The following is a 15991-nucleotide window of genomic DNA, read 5'->3' as shown; positions in this document are numbered from 1 at the left end:
TTTATTCCAATTAAAATTCGGATTAAAGTAAAATTTGTAAGAATTATAAGAATATTTCTTAAAGAATAGAGAAGGTTTTCTGATAGATTTCTTCGTACATAGGCACAATTTCATTGATGTCGAATTTTTTCGCCTGCTCAAACGCCTGTTTTTTAAATAATTGCAACGTTTTTCCGTCTTTCAGAATCGAAATAGCATTCTCAGCCATCTCCTGACAGTTTCCTACGTCACTAAGGAAGCCACTGAAACCGTGTACATTAACTTCCGGAATACCGCCTGCATTGGAGGAAATTACCGGAACTCCATTTGCCATAGCTTCCAGTGCTGCCAGACCAAAACTCTCGGTTTCAGAAGGAAGGAGGAAAAGATCAGAAAAACTCAGGATCTTATCGATCTCTGTACTATTCCCGAGGAAGATCACTTTTCTGCCTATTCCCAAAGCATCACTTAATTCTTCAGCCCGCTCTTTTTCGGGCCCCTCGCCTACCATTATGAGCTTGGAAGGGACTTCTTTTTGAATGGAGTAAAAGGTTCTAATCACATCAGGGATACGCTTCACCTTTCTGAAATTACTTATGTGCGTAATGATTCGCTCTCCCCGGTCTGCCATCATTTCACGCTGACAATCGGTAAAATCTTTCTTGTATTTGGAAATATCGATAAAATTTGGAATCACATGGATCTCTTTATCGATATCAAAATGCCTGTAAGTATCCTCTTTAAGGCTTTCCGATACGGAAGTAACTTCATCCGATTGGTTGATCGAAAAGGTTACTGCCGGCTTATAGAACGGATGGTTACCTACCAAAGTGATATCAGTACCATGCAGAGTGGTCACCATAGGTAAATGAATCCCTTCAGCTTCCAGCATTTTTTTAGCCATATATCCCGCATAGGCATGAGGGATCGCATAATGAACATGCAGTAATTCAATATTATACTGCTTCACCATATTTACAAGCTTACTCGAAAGCGCCAATTCATAGGGTTGATAATGAAATAATGGATATTCAGGCACATTTACCTCATGAAAATGTATATTTCCACTGAGTAATGCCAGGCGTACCGGTTGATGGTAAGTGATAAAATGGATCTCATGTCCGCGTTTCGCAAGTGCCATCCCTAATTCAGTCGCTACTACACCACTTCCTCCAAAGGTAGGATAACAAACAATTCCTATGATCATTGATACTTTTTTAAGTCGGATATTCCCGTGTTTGGTCTGCTATTTAAACCAATACTTACAAAGTTATGTTTTTAAAATGTACAAAAATGTTGTCAGAATCTTAATTCTGTCAATACGCGATATCGACCTCCATAAAAACTCCCTGAAATCACTAAAAAATTATGGAATCGTAGATCAGTTCCTGGATAACCGTCCGGGTACCTTCCGAAATGAGTTTACGATTTTCCATGGTTGGAAACGTCCGGTTGGACAAAAAGACATACACGAGTTCTTCTTCCGGATCTACCCAGGCATAAGTACCTGTAAACCCGCTATGACCGAAACTCGTCATGGATACGCAACCACAGGTCGGGCCTGCTTCTCCTAATTGCGGCTTATCGAAACCAACACCTCTTCTCACATTCTGATCACAGAAATAACAAGTATTGAACTTATCAAAAGTATCGGCACTGAAGTAACGAACACCACCGTAGTATCCTTTCTGAAGATACATTTGCATCAGCTTTGCCAAATCGTTCGCATTGCTGAAAAGTCCGGCATGTCCTGCCACACCACCCAACATAGCTGCAGCCATATCATGAACATACCCCTGAACCGTCTGATAACGATAATAATCATCCACTTCCGTTGGCACGATCTCGCCTTTCCTAAATTTCTCCAAGGGTTTATAGGTGGTATAATTCATTCCCAGAGAACGATAGAATTTTTCCTGAACCACCTGATCGAGGGTCTCTCCGGTTTCCTTTTCAATATATTCCTTCATCAGAAAATAAGGCAGGTCACTATAACGATACTGAAGTTTTTTCAACAGATCACTATCTTTAATTTCTTTAAAGATACTATCCTTATAATCCTCTCTCATGTATAGTTCATCGGCAACCTTCACCGTAAATTTACCTTGTGGGGATTCACGGTAGTACTTTTCATCCGGCTTTTTGGTACCATCATTCAGGGTTTCCATATAAAAAGGAATCCAGGGCTTTAATCGTGCATAATGTGACAGCACCGAAACAAGTCGAAGGTCTTCCTTATTGGTTCCTTTAAGTTCAGGTAGCATTTCGCCCAGTGTCGTATTGAAATTCAACTTATCCTCATCCACCATCTGCATTAAAACCGGTAGGGTCGCTACTATCTTCGTCAAGGAGGCGAGGTCATAAATGTTTTGATCGGTTATCTTATCAGCATCTGATCCATAATAGAATTTTCCAAAGCTTTTTTCATAAACCACCTTCCCTTTTCTGGCAACCAGAATCTGAGCTCCGGGAGTCACTCCGGAACTAATAGCTCTTTTGATCACTGAATCCACCTTTTTCAAACGCTCTGAATCCAGTCCAACACTCTCGGGAGATCCAAATCCAAGCCGGGAAAGCGGATGTGTTATAAAACCTCTGTTCTCAGGCAACCACGGATTGGCAGATACAGGAAGACTACCTCTGGCTCCAATGGCTCCAAAAATAAGTTCGGCAGATTTTTCCTGAGCCATAGCATCATTCTGGTAGCTTACAATAATACTTTCTATATTGGTGATCGTACGAAGATCTAACAAAGTATAGGGAGAAGCAAATACATCGAATATCACATTCTTAGTACGTGAGATCTCATTCAGCCAGTGTATTTCCTGATCGGTAAGCTTATAATCCTTCCATGGGGTATCGGTATTTTTATGAAACCCGATGATCACGGTCTCATATGGTAACAGAAACTTCAGGATATCCGCAAGATCATCTCCGTTTACCACATCAACCTTCGTATATTTTCGTAATGCATTCAAAAAAACGGCTCCATTACCATCGCCAAACTGGAGATAAGCGATATTTCGTTTATCGAGATCTCTGAGTGGAATCTGCTGATCGAGATTTTGAGCGATAGTGATCGCATTGGCTACGATATTTTCCCTTAGAACCTGATCGTTAACGGAGTTCAGATCAGAAACAAGATTATTGGTTACCACAGGTTGATAATCGTTCAAACCGACCATATATTTTGCATTCAGGATCTTTTTAACAGAATGGGAAAGCCTTCCTTCGGAAATCACCCCCTTATCATAAGCTTCCTTTAGTGTGCCGATTCCCTTCTCTACATCTTCAGGGATCAGCAAAACATCACTACCGGCCAGAAACGCAGCCAGATCAACCGCCCCCGGAGCAGCATATTCAGAGACTCCTTTCATATTCAGGGCATCGGTAAAGATCAAACCATCAAAGTTCAATTTTCGTTTGAGCAACCCAGTTACGATATCTTCCGAAAGCGAGGAAGGAAAATTATTGCGGGATTCCAGTGCAGGTACATTAAGATGCGCCACCATAACACTGGCGAGTCCGTTCTTAAAAAGTTTTTTATAGGGATAGAGTTCAATGCTATCGATTCGTTCTGCATCAAAACTTATAGTCGGAAGGGTTTTATGAGAATCCTGATCGGTATCACCATGACCGGGAAAATGCTTTGCATTCGCCAGAACTCCTGCAGACTGCATACCCTCCATAAAGGCAAGTGAAAGTTCGGTGACCTTCTCCATATTCTCACCGAAGGAACGGTTACCGATAATCGGATTATCAGGATTTGTATTGATATCTACCACCGGAGCAAAATTGATATGTACCCCCAGACGTTTACAATGATATCCAAGACGTTCTCCTACCTGTTTGATCAGGTGATCATCCTTAACGGCACCCAGCATCATATTATAGGGATAGGCGAAGGTAGAATCAAGTCTCATGGAAAGCCCCCATTCGGCATCCATGGCAACCAGCATTTTGGTTTTGGAGAGTTGTTGCAGCGTATTGTTTAGCTTCGCCTGCCTAACTGGTCCACCTTTGGAAAAGATAACCCCACCGATCTGATAATCACTGACGATCTTCTTTATCGATTCTTCGTGGACCTTTCCTTTGTCGGTAAAGACCTGAATCATAAAAAGCTGAGCGATTCTTTCTTCCAGAGTCATAGCATTATATACGCTATCGACCCATTTTTGTTGTTCGAGGTGATCTTTTGCTATAAGCGGACTAATCTGCTGTGCGTGTGCTATAAGTCCTGTAACATAAAACACCAGCAACAGCACCAATCTATTCCATTTCATTGAGCAAGTAGTTTTAGTTTCAGGGTTGTCAATTTGAGGAAAAAATCCTGACTTTCCTGTTTTTTCGGTTAATATTCTTAAAAATCAGTTCATAAACCGGGCATGCCAGCTATCTCTGGCGGGGACTTCCCAATAGTTAAGGTATTCTTCTTTATTTGTTACCAGATTATTGAATACGATGGTATTCTGAGAAACCGCCTTTTGCTTCGCCATCTTTTTAAAATCAGCTAATGGTTTATAGGCTATAAAATCTCCCTGACGGTATGATACGTTCATCTTATCGAGCAGATCAATATTGAAATCACGCTCCAATTCCTGAATGAATCTTACCGAGGTATCGATAGAACATCCTGATGCAGCATTGAATTCCTGATCGAGCGCAATGATAATAAATCGTTTGTACCGTAATTCATAGGCCGCCTGCAGGCTGGCCCCATGTGCGGTCCATTGCGTCAGAAACTCATCCAACCTTTTTTTGATCACTTCTGCTTCATCATCTGTAAGCGATCGGTTTGCCTGATAAATCCAAACTTTTGAATAATCCGGCAATTTTTCAAATTCAACTAACATGATTCTCTTCTCTTAATTATAAATCTTCCGCTGCTGCGATAAGTTCTGCTACATCCATAACAGCGATACTGTTCTCCTTCTCTTTGGCTTTCACGCCATCGGTCATCATCGTATTACAGAAAGGGCATCCCGCTGCAATGATCTCAGGTGCGGTTTCTAAGGCCTGCTCCGTACGTTTAACGTTAACATCCATATCCCCTTTCTCTGGTTCTTTGAACATCTGAGCTCCCCCTGCACCGCAGCATAGTCCTCTTGAGCGACAACTTTTCATTTCTACAAGTTCCGCATCGAGTTTTCTGATCAGCTCTCTCGGTGCTTCATACACGTTGTTCGCTCTTCCTAAATAGCACGGATCGTGAAAAGTAATGCGTTTCCCTTTAAACTTTCCTCCTTCGATGGTCAATCTGCCTTCATCCAACAAAGAACGCAATAACTGCGTATGATGGATGACCTCATATTTACCACCCAGGGAAGGATATTCATTCTTGAGGGTATTGAAACAATGCGGACAGGTGGTTACGATCTTTTTTATCTCATAACCATTCAAAACTTCAATATTGGTAACTGCCTGCATCTGGAAAAGAAATTCATTTCCAGCTCTTTTAGCCGGATCTCCAGTACAGCTTTCTTCCGTTCCCAGTACTGCAAAATCAACACCTGCCTTATTCAGGATCCTGACAAAGGCTTTGGTGATCTTTTTTGCTCTGTCGTCAAAACTACCGGCACAACCCACCCAGAATAGAACTTCGGGAACTTTCCCCAAGCCCATGTATTCTGCCATGGTTGGTACCTTAATCACTTCACTCATAACTAATGGGTGCATTAATGGAATTAGGAAATCCGATGGATTCCTTATTCCGTATTATTGATCGTGTTTACCGTCGTCGAAAACCTGAATGGTAACTTCCTTGTCGACCAGATCTGTAAACTTACCGTTATATCGGGTAGCCTTTACCAGGTGATTATCGATCCAGTGGTAATTACCTCCACGAGGTTTTCCCATCACCATACCGTGATATTTAAAGCCATGACGATTTAACCAGTCTTCGGTTACTCCGCGATGTTCTTCCGTACGCGATGTGAAAAAATAGATAACATGTCCTTCTTCAAACCATTTGTTCAGGGTTTTCAATGCATCCGGATACACCTGTGCAGTAGCCATTCTTTCCGGCTCTTCATTCGGTATATCGTCACAGATAGTACCGTCGATGTCGATCAGGTAATTCTTGATTCCTTCCGGTAATACAGGACTTACATGTTCTCCCGCCTCCAACTTCTCATGTAGTAACTTCTCTACTTCCTCTTTATTCATCAGTTTCAATTTATGTTGTTTCAATTTCTTCTTTCCAGTTCAACCGGTCCATTTGATTAAATGGCCACGGAGCAGCATTATTCTCGATATTTCCCATCATCACATTCAGTTCATTAGGTGCTGCAGACTCTTCCATTACGAGATATCTTCGCATTTCCAATATGATCGATAAGGGATCGATACTTACCGGGCAAGCCTCCACACAGGCATTACAGGTGGTACAGGCCCAAAGTTCCTCTCTGCTGATATAGCCATCCAACAGTTGTTTTCCATCATCGGCAAACTTACCGCCATTGGCATCGATATTCTTCCCTACCTCTTCTATTCTGTCGCGGGTATCCATCATAATCTTACGGGGAGATAATTTTTTTCCCGTTTGATTTGCCGGACATTCACTGGTACAACGACCACATTCCGTACAGGTATAGGCGTTTAAAAGTTGTACCCTGTTGAGATCAAAAATATCGGAGGCCCCAAATTTACCAGGCTCCTCTTCTCCTTCAGTTTCCTCCGGCGCAGCAAACGGATCCGCATCGGGATCCATCATGAGCATGACTTCTTTGGTAACCGCTTCCAGATTATCGAACTGTCCTTTCGGTGTTAATTTAGCGTACCAGGTATTCGGAAATGCCAACAGGATATGGAGATGTTTAGAGAAATACAAGTAATTCAAAAATATCAGAATTCCTATAATGTGAAACCACCATGCCATTCGTTCTACTGCGATCAGACTGGCAACATCCAATCCTCCAAATACAGAACTGATCATCCCGCTTACCGGGAATGCCCCTGCCTGTGCATAGTGCGCTGCTCCGGCCTGCTGAAGCTGATGATCGGCTGCATTCATCGTGAGGAACAAAAGCATTAGAACCGCTTCGAAATAGAGGATATAATTCGCATCATTTTTGGGCCAGCCTTTCATTTCCGGGTTCCAGAATCTTTTTAATCGAATCACATTTCTACGGATCCAGAATATAGTTACCGATACAATCACCAGTAATGCAAGAATCTCAAATGAACCGATTAGAAAGTCATAGAAGCCTCCCAGGAAGGATAAGACCCGATGCGTACCAAATAACCCATCGATAACGATCTCCAGTACCTCTATGTTTATAATGATAAATCCGACATAGACGATGATATGCAATAAACCAGGTATTGGCCGCACTACCATCTTTTTCTGTCCCAGAGCGATCAAAGCCATATTTCTCCAACGCTCGGCTTTATTATCGGAACGATCAACAGGCTTCCCCAGTTTTATATTTCTCCGCAGTTTATTGATATTACGGACAAAATATCCGATTCCAGCAATTAGTACAACTGCAAATAATATCTGAGAGATAAAACCCATGATCAATCGTTATTTTGAATGATAGTTAATGTATCTGAGTTAGCTTCATAAGGTTTTGCCTTTTTCCCGAAAAGTGAAAAATGAACATACCGTTTCGGATTCAACCTAAGATCTTCCAGTAATAATTGAAGATCCAGTGAAGCCTGTTCCAGATTCTGATATAAAGTTTCATCGTTGAGCAACTTTCCTACAGAACCCTCTCCGGCTTCTATTTTAGCAACTACACTGTTAAGATTATCCATGGTAGACTTAAGCTTTTCTATAGACCCTGAAATATCGGCATTACTCAGACTGTCACTGAGTTTAGAAAAATCTTCACTGATCTTTTTGATGTTGGTTACCGAAGCGGTCATATTATCTTGATTTTCTTTTAGAAAACCATTGATACGGTATGAAGTAGCTTTGAATTCTTTAACGGTCTCATCGAGATTTGCGATCACATTGCGCAGATGGCTTCTTGACTTTTCATTCATCACCTTATCCATGCCTGCAAGTACAGAATCGGCATTGATCATCACTCCTTCCAGTTTTTCCTGTAACGGATTCAGTCTTTGCGTTACCAGTTCAGTAATCCCCGGTCTTATCTTTGCCTCAAGGGTATCGCCTGATTTAGCATTAGGCCCGCCATCGAATACCGGTATGATCCGCAGCCCCTTACCACCGATGATCCCGGTATCGTAAAGTTCTGCCTCACTGTTTCTGGAAAATTTAAAATCACTATCTACTGAGAAGGTAACCAAAAGATTCCCTGTGCTGTTCAAAAATTCAATACTATGAATACTTCCCACCTTCAATCCATTGATATCGACATTGGTTCCTGTCGCCAGTCCGTTCACATTATCATAAACCGCATAGAATGTTCTGCTGTTATCGAACAAATTGTTGGATTTCAGGTAACTGAATCCCAGAATAAACAGGATAATTCCACCAAGAACGATGATGGCAGTTTTAAGTTCTCTGGATAATTTCAAAAGCTATCTTTTTAAAGTACAAGTAACAAAATTAGAAATATTTTCTAAAGTTGTGCTTTAATGTGAGACGGAATTAACCGCTGTTTCCAAATTAATTTTCTCTCCGTTTTTATACGCAACAATAAAACAGGAACCGAATCCCTTATCAACGGCATTTTGTTGTAATTTTTTTGCTTCTTCCCAGTTGGATGTATTCCCGTAATAATAGCGATAGATCCCTTCACTGAACTGTTTCGACAACTGATCCAGACCATTGAAATTAAAAGGTTGCAATTCAAGATCATTTGCCCCTGCGGATATTTGTACCTTAAATATTACTGCATCACCGCTGCTTTCACTTGCAACAGGAATCGTCGCTGTTTCGTCGCCGGAAGCCAGCAAAGGTTCATCCTGTTTAAGCGAACCCAGTTCATAGGAGAAATCCTCGCCTACGAAATTCTCTACAGACCTTTTATACTTGACAACGGCTTCCGCGATCGACTTCGCCATTTCATCTTTTCCCTTACCCGAATTCAGGTAAGCTCCTTCAGGCTGATAGGTAAGGAATCCGGTTTCTACCAGTACACTGGGCATAAAAGTCTGATGCAGTACGATGAAAATATTCTGCTTTACACCACGATCCTTTCTATGCAGATCCTGTGTAAAGTTATCCTGAATGTTCTTGGCTAGTACGATACTCTGATCCAGAAATTCCTCCTGCATCATGGTCAATCCAAGAATAGACTCCGGAGCATTCATATCATACCCTTCATAGTTTACTTCATAATTATCCTCGAGAAAGATTACCGAGTTCTCCTTTTTGGCAACTTCCATGTTTTTCTTATTACCGTTGAGTCCGAGCACCCAGGTCTCTGTTCCATGGGCATTGGAATCATGAGCATTGCAATGTACTGAAACGAAAAGGTCAGCATTGGCGCGATTAGCAATGGCTCCTCTTTCAAAAAGCTCTATAAAAACATCAGTCTTTCTGGTATAGATCACTTTGATGTTCGGGTCCTGTTCCAATATTTTTCCGATCCGCAGCACGATACTTAAAGCGATATCCTTCTCTTTAAATCCGCTCCCTAGGTTCCCGGGGTCATTACCACCATGACCTGCATCCAGCACTACGGTAAAGACCTTGCTACCCGGCGGATCAACAGGATTATCAAAGGATGAAAAAAGAATAAGGCTAAGTGCCGGAAAAATCAATGCTTTTAAATATCGCTTCATAAAATATTAACGTCAGAAAGCAGTTAATTATTTGATTAAAAAATCAGGAACCATATAAAACAGTCCAAAAATATACGTAAGTTTGGCACGGCAAAAACCGCACCATCATTGTACAAAAATAGGATTTAAAGCATTGCAAGCAAAGAAACCTTACATACTTTTAGCGCTTACTTTTCTGTTCTTAAGTTCCGTACTGAAAGCACAGGAAACCCCTAAAAGGACAAACATTGAAATCAAGGCTGGTAAGGATTCGCTTGCTGTACGCCTTCAGGACAGCATACGCCCGGTTGCTATACAGGATTCCATACCCCAAGACACCATCGTCGCAGACAGCACAAAAAAGCCCTCATACCTTGCTGATAAGATAAGATACCATGCCAAAGGGTATCAGAAGATGAGCAATAAAGAACGTAAGATCTACATGTATGATGAGGCTGAAGTCTATTATCAGGATTATGAGCTCAAAGCCGGGGTTATCGTAATCGACTATACCACCAATGAGGTTTATGCCGGTCGCATAAAAGATTCTGCAGGGAACTATACGCAAACCCCCTATTTTAAACAGGGTAACAATATCGTTGAGCCCGATTCCATCAAATTTAATTTCGACACGAAGCGCGCCTTCATCCGCAATTCCAGATCGGAACAAAATGTCGGGGAAACCATGAGCGTTTTTGCAGAAACCGTTAAAAAGGAGAATGATTCCGTTTACTTTCTTCATGAAGGAAGGCTTACCACCGCACCCGACCCGGAGAACCCCGATTATTATATCCGGGTTCGAAAAGGAAAGTTTGTGCCGCGTAAAAAGATCATCGCCGGATTCAGCAATATGTATATCGCAGATGTACCGACCCCTATCGCGGTTCCTTTTGCTTATTTCCCGCTCAATCAGGAAAAAAGCGCCAGCGGTATCATCCTGCCTACTCCGGGACAAACCAATTTACGTGGATACTCCCTCCAGAATGGGGGCTATTATTTTGCCATAAGTGATTATTTCGATCTTGCCGTTCTGGGAGATTATTATACCAATGGTAGTTACGGACTCCGAACGGAATCCAGCTACGCCAAGCGCTATAAGTACAGAGGAAGTGTTCGTTTCCGATATGAGAATCTGGTTTCAAGTCAGCGAGGCTTCCCGGATTATAACCGCAGTACGATCTATAACATTCAATGGAACCATAGTCAGGATGCCAAGGCAAATCCGAATTCAAGATTGTCTGCATCGGTGAACTTCGGTAGTTCGAAATATTACCAGGAATCGGTCAACCAGATCAATACGGGGAATTTCCTGAACAACACCCTGCAATCGTCTATTTCTTATAACAAGACCTTTCCCGGATACCCGATGGTCAACCTGAACGTGACCTCCTCGATCAGTCAGAACACCCAAACTCAGGTAGTGAACCTTACCCTGCCAACCTTACAGGCCAGTATGGAAAGAATCTTTCCCTTCGCTAAAAAGGACGGAACCAAAAAGGGTATATTACAAAACATCAATTTTCAATATAGCGGACGCGGGGAAAACCGAATCAATACCATCGATTCACTACTTTTCAAGAAAGAGATGTTCGATGATGCCAAGTTAGGATTTCAACATTCGATTCCGGTCAGTACCAACTTTAAGATCTTTAAGCATTTCAGTACTTCGGTAGGATTCAATTACAATGAAGTATGGCAGTTTAAAACCATCCATTACGACGATTACGATCAATTGCTGGATTTTCAACCTAAAGACACCCTGAACGGTTTCGACAGATTTGCCACTTATAATTTCAGTGCAAGTGTGGGGACTACCATTTACGGAACCTTTAATTTCAACAAGGAAAACAAGATCCAGGCCATCCGACATACGATGCGACCCTCTGTCAGTTACGGATATACCCCGGCATCTGATCAGTATTATGACGAATATGTGGATGAAAACGGTGTGCAGCGGATGTATACAAGATTTCAGGATGTCGGACTCTTCGGGACACCGGGACTAACCGAATCCAACAGTCTTGGATTTGCTTTGAGCAATGTCGTGGAAGCCAAGGTGAGAGACAAAGACACCACGGCGACCGAACCCAAAAAGATAACACTGCTGAACAACCTGAATTTCAGTACTTCCTATAATATGGTTGCCGATTCACTGAAATGGAGTCCGGTACGTATGAGTGGTGGAACCGCAATTTTCAACAACAAAATGAACATCAACTTCGGTGCAACCCTGGATCCCTATGCGATCGACAATGCCGGTAACCGTATCGATATGTTCAACCTGGACAATGGAGGAAGTCTTTTCAGGCTTACTCAGGCCAATGTGAATGTCAGCTATTCCATCGACAGTAAAACCTTCAAGCAAGACCCCAAGGACATCGATAATACGGAGAGTGGCGGTCGTGAGGATGACCTTTTCGGAACCGGTCAGGATTTCAGTGATAAACGAAATTTCGGACGGGAACGGGATGAGGAAGAGGAAGAAGATAGTGGCGATATACAGGCTTATCGTTCCGAACTACCCTGGAACCTTCGTCTCGCCTACTCCATGACCTATTCCAACAACAGACGTCAGAGCGAGATCACCAACAGCTCCCTCATGTTCTCTACGAACATCGACCTGACGAGCAGATGGCGGGTAGGTATTTCCTCCGGTTATGACTTTGTCGGCAAGGGCTTTACCTATACGAGTTTCCGATTTGACCGTGATATGGAGAGCTGGCAGATGTATTTTCAATGGGTTCCCTTCAGCACCAGAGCAAGCTGGTTCTTCACCATTGGGATCAAATCATCAATGCTGAGCGACCTCAAATGGGAAAAACGACGAGAACCGGATCGCAGCCTATAGTTAGAATCCAAACAAAACACCAAAACATATGAAAAAAATAATCAACACCCCGAACGCTCCGGCTCCCTTAGGACCCTACAACCAGGCGGTATTGGCAGGAGAAACCCTGTTCATGTCAGGACAGATCGCGATCGACCCAGCTACTGGAGAATTGCTATCCGGGATCGAGATCGAAACGAAACAGGTCATGAAGAATATTGAAGCCATTCTTACGGAAGCTGGTATGACCTTCGAAAATGTGGTGAAATCATCCATTTTCCTCAGCGATATGAATAATTTCGGGATCGTGAATGAGATCTACGGAAGTTGTTTTAACGAAGACACTGCACCGGCACGAGAAACCGTTCAGGTCGCCAAACTACCTAAAGGAGTTAGTGTGGAGATCTCGGTAATTGCCACTTATTAGTGACACTGGTGACAATAGTGACAATGGTGACATTAGTGATGAAAACGGATAATAAAAAACGGCATACCTTTTAAAGCTATGCCGTTCTTGTTTTATATAAGGTTGCGTTTACTCAAACATTTCTTTGTGGAATTCCACAAGTCCGTCGATAGGGCGTCGTAACACTCTTCCGATGGTGAGTCCGTTCTCACTCAGAACGGTCTTAAGTTCTTCCTGAAGATAGAAGGCAATACTACCTACAAAGTGAATCGGCACATTCTTTGCCTGTTCGAACTGGAAGATAGCATTATTGATAAATAGTTGCATACCTTTTCTGATCAGGTTCTGACAATACTCTTCGTCTTTGTTCTGAATCAGAAATCTGGCAAAAGTTGCCAAATAGGTATTTGGGTTTGGTTGTTTATAAAGATTGTTCTTTATGGTATCTTCTTCAAGATCGTATTCACGAGCGAACTTCACCGCTAATTTCTGCGGTATCTTATGATAATAAAAATCTCTTAATAACTGACGTCCGAAATAATTTCCACTACAGTCATCCATCAGGATATACCCCAGAGAAGTAACTTTCTGGAAAACATCCTTTCCATCCCAATAACTACAGTTCGACCCTGTTCCAAGGATACAAACCACGGCGTGTTCATCGGGTTTAACAGTTGCATAGATAGCTGCATAGGTATCTTCCTTAACGACTATCTTGGCATTCTTAAAATAATTCTGAAAAATCTCCTTAAGGAAAGCTCTCATTCTTTCGGTTCCGCATCCGGCGCCATAGAAATACAACTGAGTAACTTCCTTACGGTGCTTATAGAGTTCAAAGTTATTGGCCAGACGCTCATCGATGATCTCTCTGGTAAGCACTTCAGGACTCAGACCCAGGGTCTGTGTCATGAACATCTTGTTACCATCCTCATCTAACGCGATCCAGTCAGATTTCGTTGCACCACTGTCTACGATTAAAATCATAACATAATTATTAAGTTAAGAATACCTGCCGGCCGGCAGGTATTCCAAATACTTTAAAAATATTCTGTTAGAGTCCGTGAACGTATTCAGCCAGGTCAACTAACTTGTTGGAGTATCCGGTTTCGTTATCATACCAAGATACTACCTTGAAGAATGTAGAATTCAGTTCGATCCCAGCATCAGCATCGAAAACACTGGTACAAGTTTCTCCAACGAAGTCCTGAGAAACAACCAGTTCATCTGTATATCCAAGAACACCTTTCAATTCATTCTCTGAAGCTTCCTTCATGGCAGCTTTGATTTCATCATAAGAGGTTTCCTTTTGAAGTTTTACCGTAAGGTCAACTACAGAAACGTCTGCAGTAGGAACACGGAAAGCCATACCGGTAAGTTTTCCAACAAGAGAAGGAATTACTTTAGTAACCGCTTTAGCAGCACCGGTTGATGCAGGAATAATATTCAACAACGCACTTCTTCCTCCGCGGAAATCCTTTCTTGAAGGTCCGTCTACAGTAAGCTGAGTTGCTGTGGTAGCGTGAACAGTTGTCATAAGCGCCTCTTCGATTCCAAACTTATCGTTAAGCACTTTTGCGATCGGTGCAAGACAGTTGGTAGTACAAGAAGCATTGGATACGATCGTATCAGTAGCTTTTACTTCGCTGTGGTTTACTCCCATAACGAACATAGGTGCATCTTTAGAAGGTGCCGATATAACTACTTTCTTCGCTCCGGCATCGATGTGATACTGAGCGGTTTCAAGTGTAGTGAAAATTCCGGTACACTCTGCAACAACCTCAGCTCCTATTTCATCCCATTTAAGGTTCTTAGGATCACGTTCAGCAGTGATACGGATAGTTTTACCATTTACAACAAGATGTCCGTCTTTTACTTCAATAGTACCGTCGAATCTTCCATGTACAGAATCGTACTCAAGCAGATATTTAAGGTGATCTACATCCAGAAGGTCATTGATCCCTACGATCTCGACATTAGGTCTGTTGACAGTAGCTCTGAAAACAAGTCTACCAATTCTTCCGAATCCGTTTATTCCAATTTTTAGTGTTGACATTTGTTCTTAATTTATGATTATAACATTCTATTATTATGTGGACATGATTTCAGAAACTCTGATGAGTTCTTTATCAATTTCCGATTTTCCTTTTACTGCCTGATCGAGTGGGGTAAGGATCAACTGATCATTCGCGATACCTACCATATAGTTTGAAACACCGTCCATCAGCGATTCTACAGCTTTCACTCCCATTCTGCTGGCGAGAACACGGTCATAACAAGAAGGTGAACCACCGCGTTGCAAGTGTCCGAGAACCGTTACACGGATATCGTAATTCGGCATATGCTCTTCGACATATTCGGCCAGTTCAAAAACATTCTTTCCGGTTTTATCCCCTTCAGCCACGACTACTATCGAAGAAGTTTTACCTGAAATCCTGCTCTTCTCCAAAGATTCAAGCAATCTCGGTAATCCAAGATTCTCTTCAGGGATCAATATCTCTTCAGCTCCGGCCCCTACTCCTACGTTTAAGGCGATATGTCCTGCATCACGCCCCATAACCTCCACAAAAAAGAGACGGTCATGAGAACTCGCCGTATCGCGTATTCTATCGATCGCTTCCACAACAGTGTTCAGAGCGGTATCATATCCCAGGGTAAATTTCGTTCCGTAAATATCGTTATCGATAGTTCCGGGAATTCCTATGATCGGATAACCGAATTCTTCATTGAAGATCATTCCCCCCGTAAAGGTTCCGTCACCACCGATCAGTACAAGTGCGTCGATACCTTCTTTCAATAGATTTTCATGTGCTTTTTTACGTCCTTCCGGTGTTCTGAAATCCTTCGATCTGGCTGATTTTAAAATCGTTCCTCCCCTGTTGATTATATTCCTCACACTACGGGCAGATAACTCTTCCATATCGCCTTCGATCAGTCCCTGATATCCACGATAGATTCCCACACAGGTAATCTTGTGAAAGGCACAGGTACGAACTACTGAACGAATAGCCGCGTTCATTCCCGGGGAGTCACCACCAGAAGTCATGACTCCGATTTTCTTAATACTTGATGACATGAAATTTTAATTTAGGAACGTAAAAATA

General features: G+C 42.2%; 13 protein-coding genes. 2 read left to right on the top strand and 11 right to left on the bottom strand.

Features of this window, described 5'->3' with window-relative positions; translation table 11 throughout:
• Positions 1 to 58: 58 nt before the first annotated feature.
• The 8 genes from bshA to DMZ48_RS13450 form a co-directional block, all read right to left on the bottom strand.
• Positions 59 to 1186, bottom strand: coding sequence for an N-acetyl-alpha-D-glucosaminyl L-malate synthase BshA (gene bshA, locus DMZ48_RS13485; RefSeq protein WP_143955679.1), 1128 nt, complete (start codon positions 1184 to 1186; stop codon positions 59 to 61).
• A 151-nt stretch (positions 1187 to 1337) separates the two neighbouring features.
• The gene (locus DMZ48_RS13480; RefSeq protein ID WP_143955678.1) at positions 1338 to 4262 is read right to left on the bottom strand and encodes a serine hydrolase domain-containing protein; all 2925 of its coding nucleotides are present in this window, start codon (positions 4260 to 4262) and stop codon (positions 1338 to 1340) included.
• 84 nt (positions 4263 to 4346) lie between these two features.
• A complete protein-coding gene (locus DMZ48_RS13475) occupies positions 4347 to 4832 on the bottom strand; it encodes an ABC transporter ATPase (RefSeq protein WP_143955677.1) in 486 nt (161 codons plus the stop codon).
• A gap of 16 nt (positions 4833 to 4848) precedes the next feature.
• Positions 4849 to 5640 carry a (Fe-S)-binding protein gene (locus DMZ48_RS13470; protein ID WP_143955676.1) on the bottom strand — a complete coding sequence of 264 codons (792 nt, stop codon included), beginning with the start codon at positions 5638 to 5640 and terminating at the stop codon, positions 4849 to 4851.
• 54 nt (positions 5641 to 5694) lie between these two features.
• Positions 5695 to 6144: an LNS2 domain-containing protein gene (locus DMZ48_RS13465; protein ID WP_143955675.1), complete on the bottom strand. Its 450-nt coding sequence runs from the start codon at positions 6142 to 6144 to the stop codon at positions 5695 to 5697.
• Positions 6145 to 6154: 10 nt separating this feature from the next.
• Positions 6155 to 7495 (bottom strand): 4Fe-4S dicluster domain-containing protein, encoded by a 1341-nt coding sequence (locus DMZ48_RS13460; RefSeq protein ID WP_143955674.1) that lies wholly within the window; start codon positions 7493 to 7495, stop codon positions 6155 to 6157.
• Between the two features lie 2 nt (positions 7496 to 7497).
• Positions 7498 to 8466: an MlaD family protein gene (locus DMZ48_RS13455; protein WP_143955673.1), complete on the bottom strand. Its 969-nt coding sequence runs from the start codon at positions 8464 to 8466 to the stop codon at positions 7498 to 7500.
• A gap of 57 nt (positions 8467 to 8523) precedes the next feature.
• Entirely contained in the window at positions 8524 to 9678 is a 1155-nt protein-coding gene (locus tag DMZ48_RS13450) for an N-acetylmuramoyl-L-alanine amidase family protein (protein ID WP_143955672.1), read from the bottom strand.
• Positions 9679 to 9811: 133 nt separating this feature from the next.
• Between DMZ48_RS13450 and DMZ48_RS13445 the strand changes: the two genes are divergently transcribed.
• Positions 9812 to 12505 carry a putative LPS assembly protein LptD gene (locus DMZ48_RS13445; protein WP_242009206.1) on the top strand — a complete coding sequence of 898 codons (2694 nt, stop codon included), beginning with the start codon at positions 9812 to 9814 and terminating at the stop codon, positions 12503 to 12505.
• 28 nt (positions 12506 to 12533) lie between these two features.
• Positions 12534 to 12911 (top strand): Rid family detoxifying hydrolase, encoded by a 378-nt coding sequence (locus DMZ48_RS13440; protein ID WP_143955670.1) that lies wholly within the window; start codon positions 12534 to 12536, stop codon positions 12909 to 12911.
• 108 nt (positions 12912 to 13019) lie between these two features.
• Here the strand turns inward: DMZ48_RS13440 and DMZ48_RS13435 are convergent, their stop codons facing one another.
• From DMZ48_RS13435 to pfkA, 3 genes are all read right to left on the bottom strand, one after another.
• Complete coding sequence (locus tag DMZ48_RS13435) at positions 13020 to 13874, bottom strand: N-acetylglucosamine kinase (protein WP_143955669.1); 855 nt, start codon at positions 13872 to 13874, stop codon at positions 13020 to 13022.
• Positions 13875 to 13941: 67 nt separating this feature from the next.
• On the bottom strand, positions 13942 to 14943 hold the full coding sequence (gene gap, locus DMZ48_RS13430; protein ID WP_143955668.1) for a type I glyceraldehyde-3-phosphate dehydrogenase: 1002 nt from the start codon (positions 14941 to 14943) through the stop codon (positions 13942 to 13944).
• Between the two features lie 33 nt (positions 14944 to 14976).
• Complete coding sequence (gene pfkA / locus DMZ48_RS13425) at positions 14977 to 15963, bottom strand: 6-phosphofructokinase (protein WP_143955667.1); 987 nt, start codon at positions 15961 to 15963, stop codon at positions 14977 to 14979.
• Positions 15964 to 15991 lie beyond the last annotated feature (28 nt).

The sequence above is a fragment of the Robertkochia solimangrovi genome (assembly GCF_007279655.1).
Lineage (GTDB): Bacteria > Bacteroidota > Bacteroidia > Flavobacteriales > Flavobacteriaceae > Robertkochia > Robertkochia solimangrovi.
The sequence above is the reverse complement of the archived record's forward strand: the minus strand, read 5'-3'. Positions and strand labels throughout refer to the sequence as shown.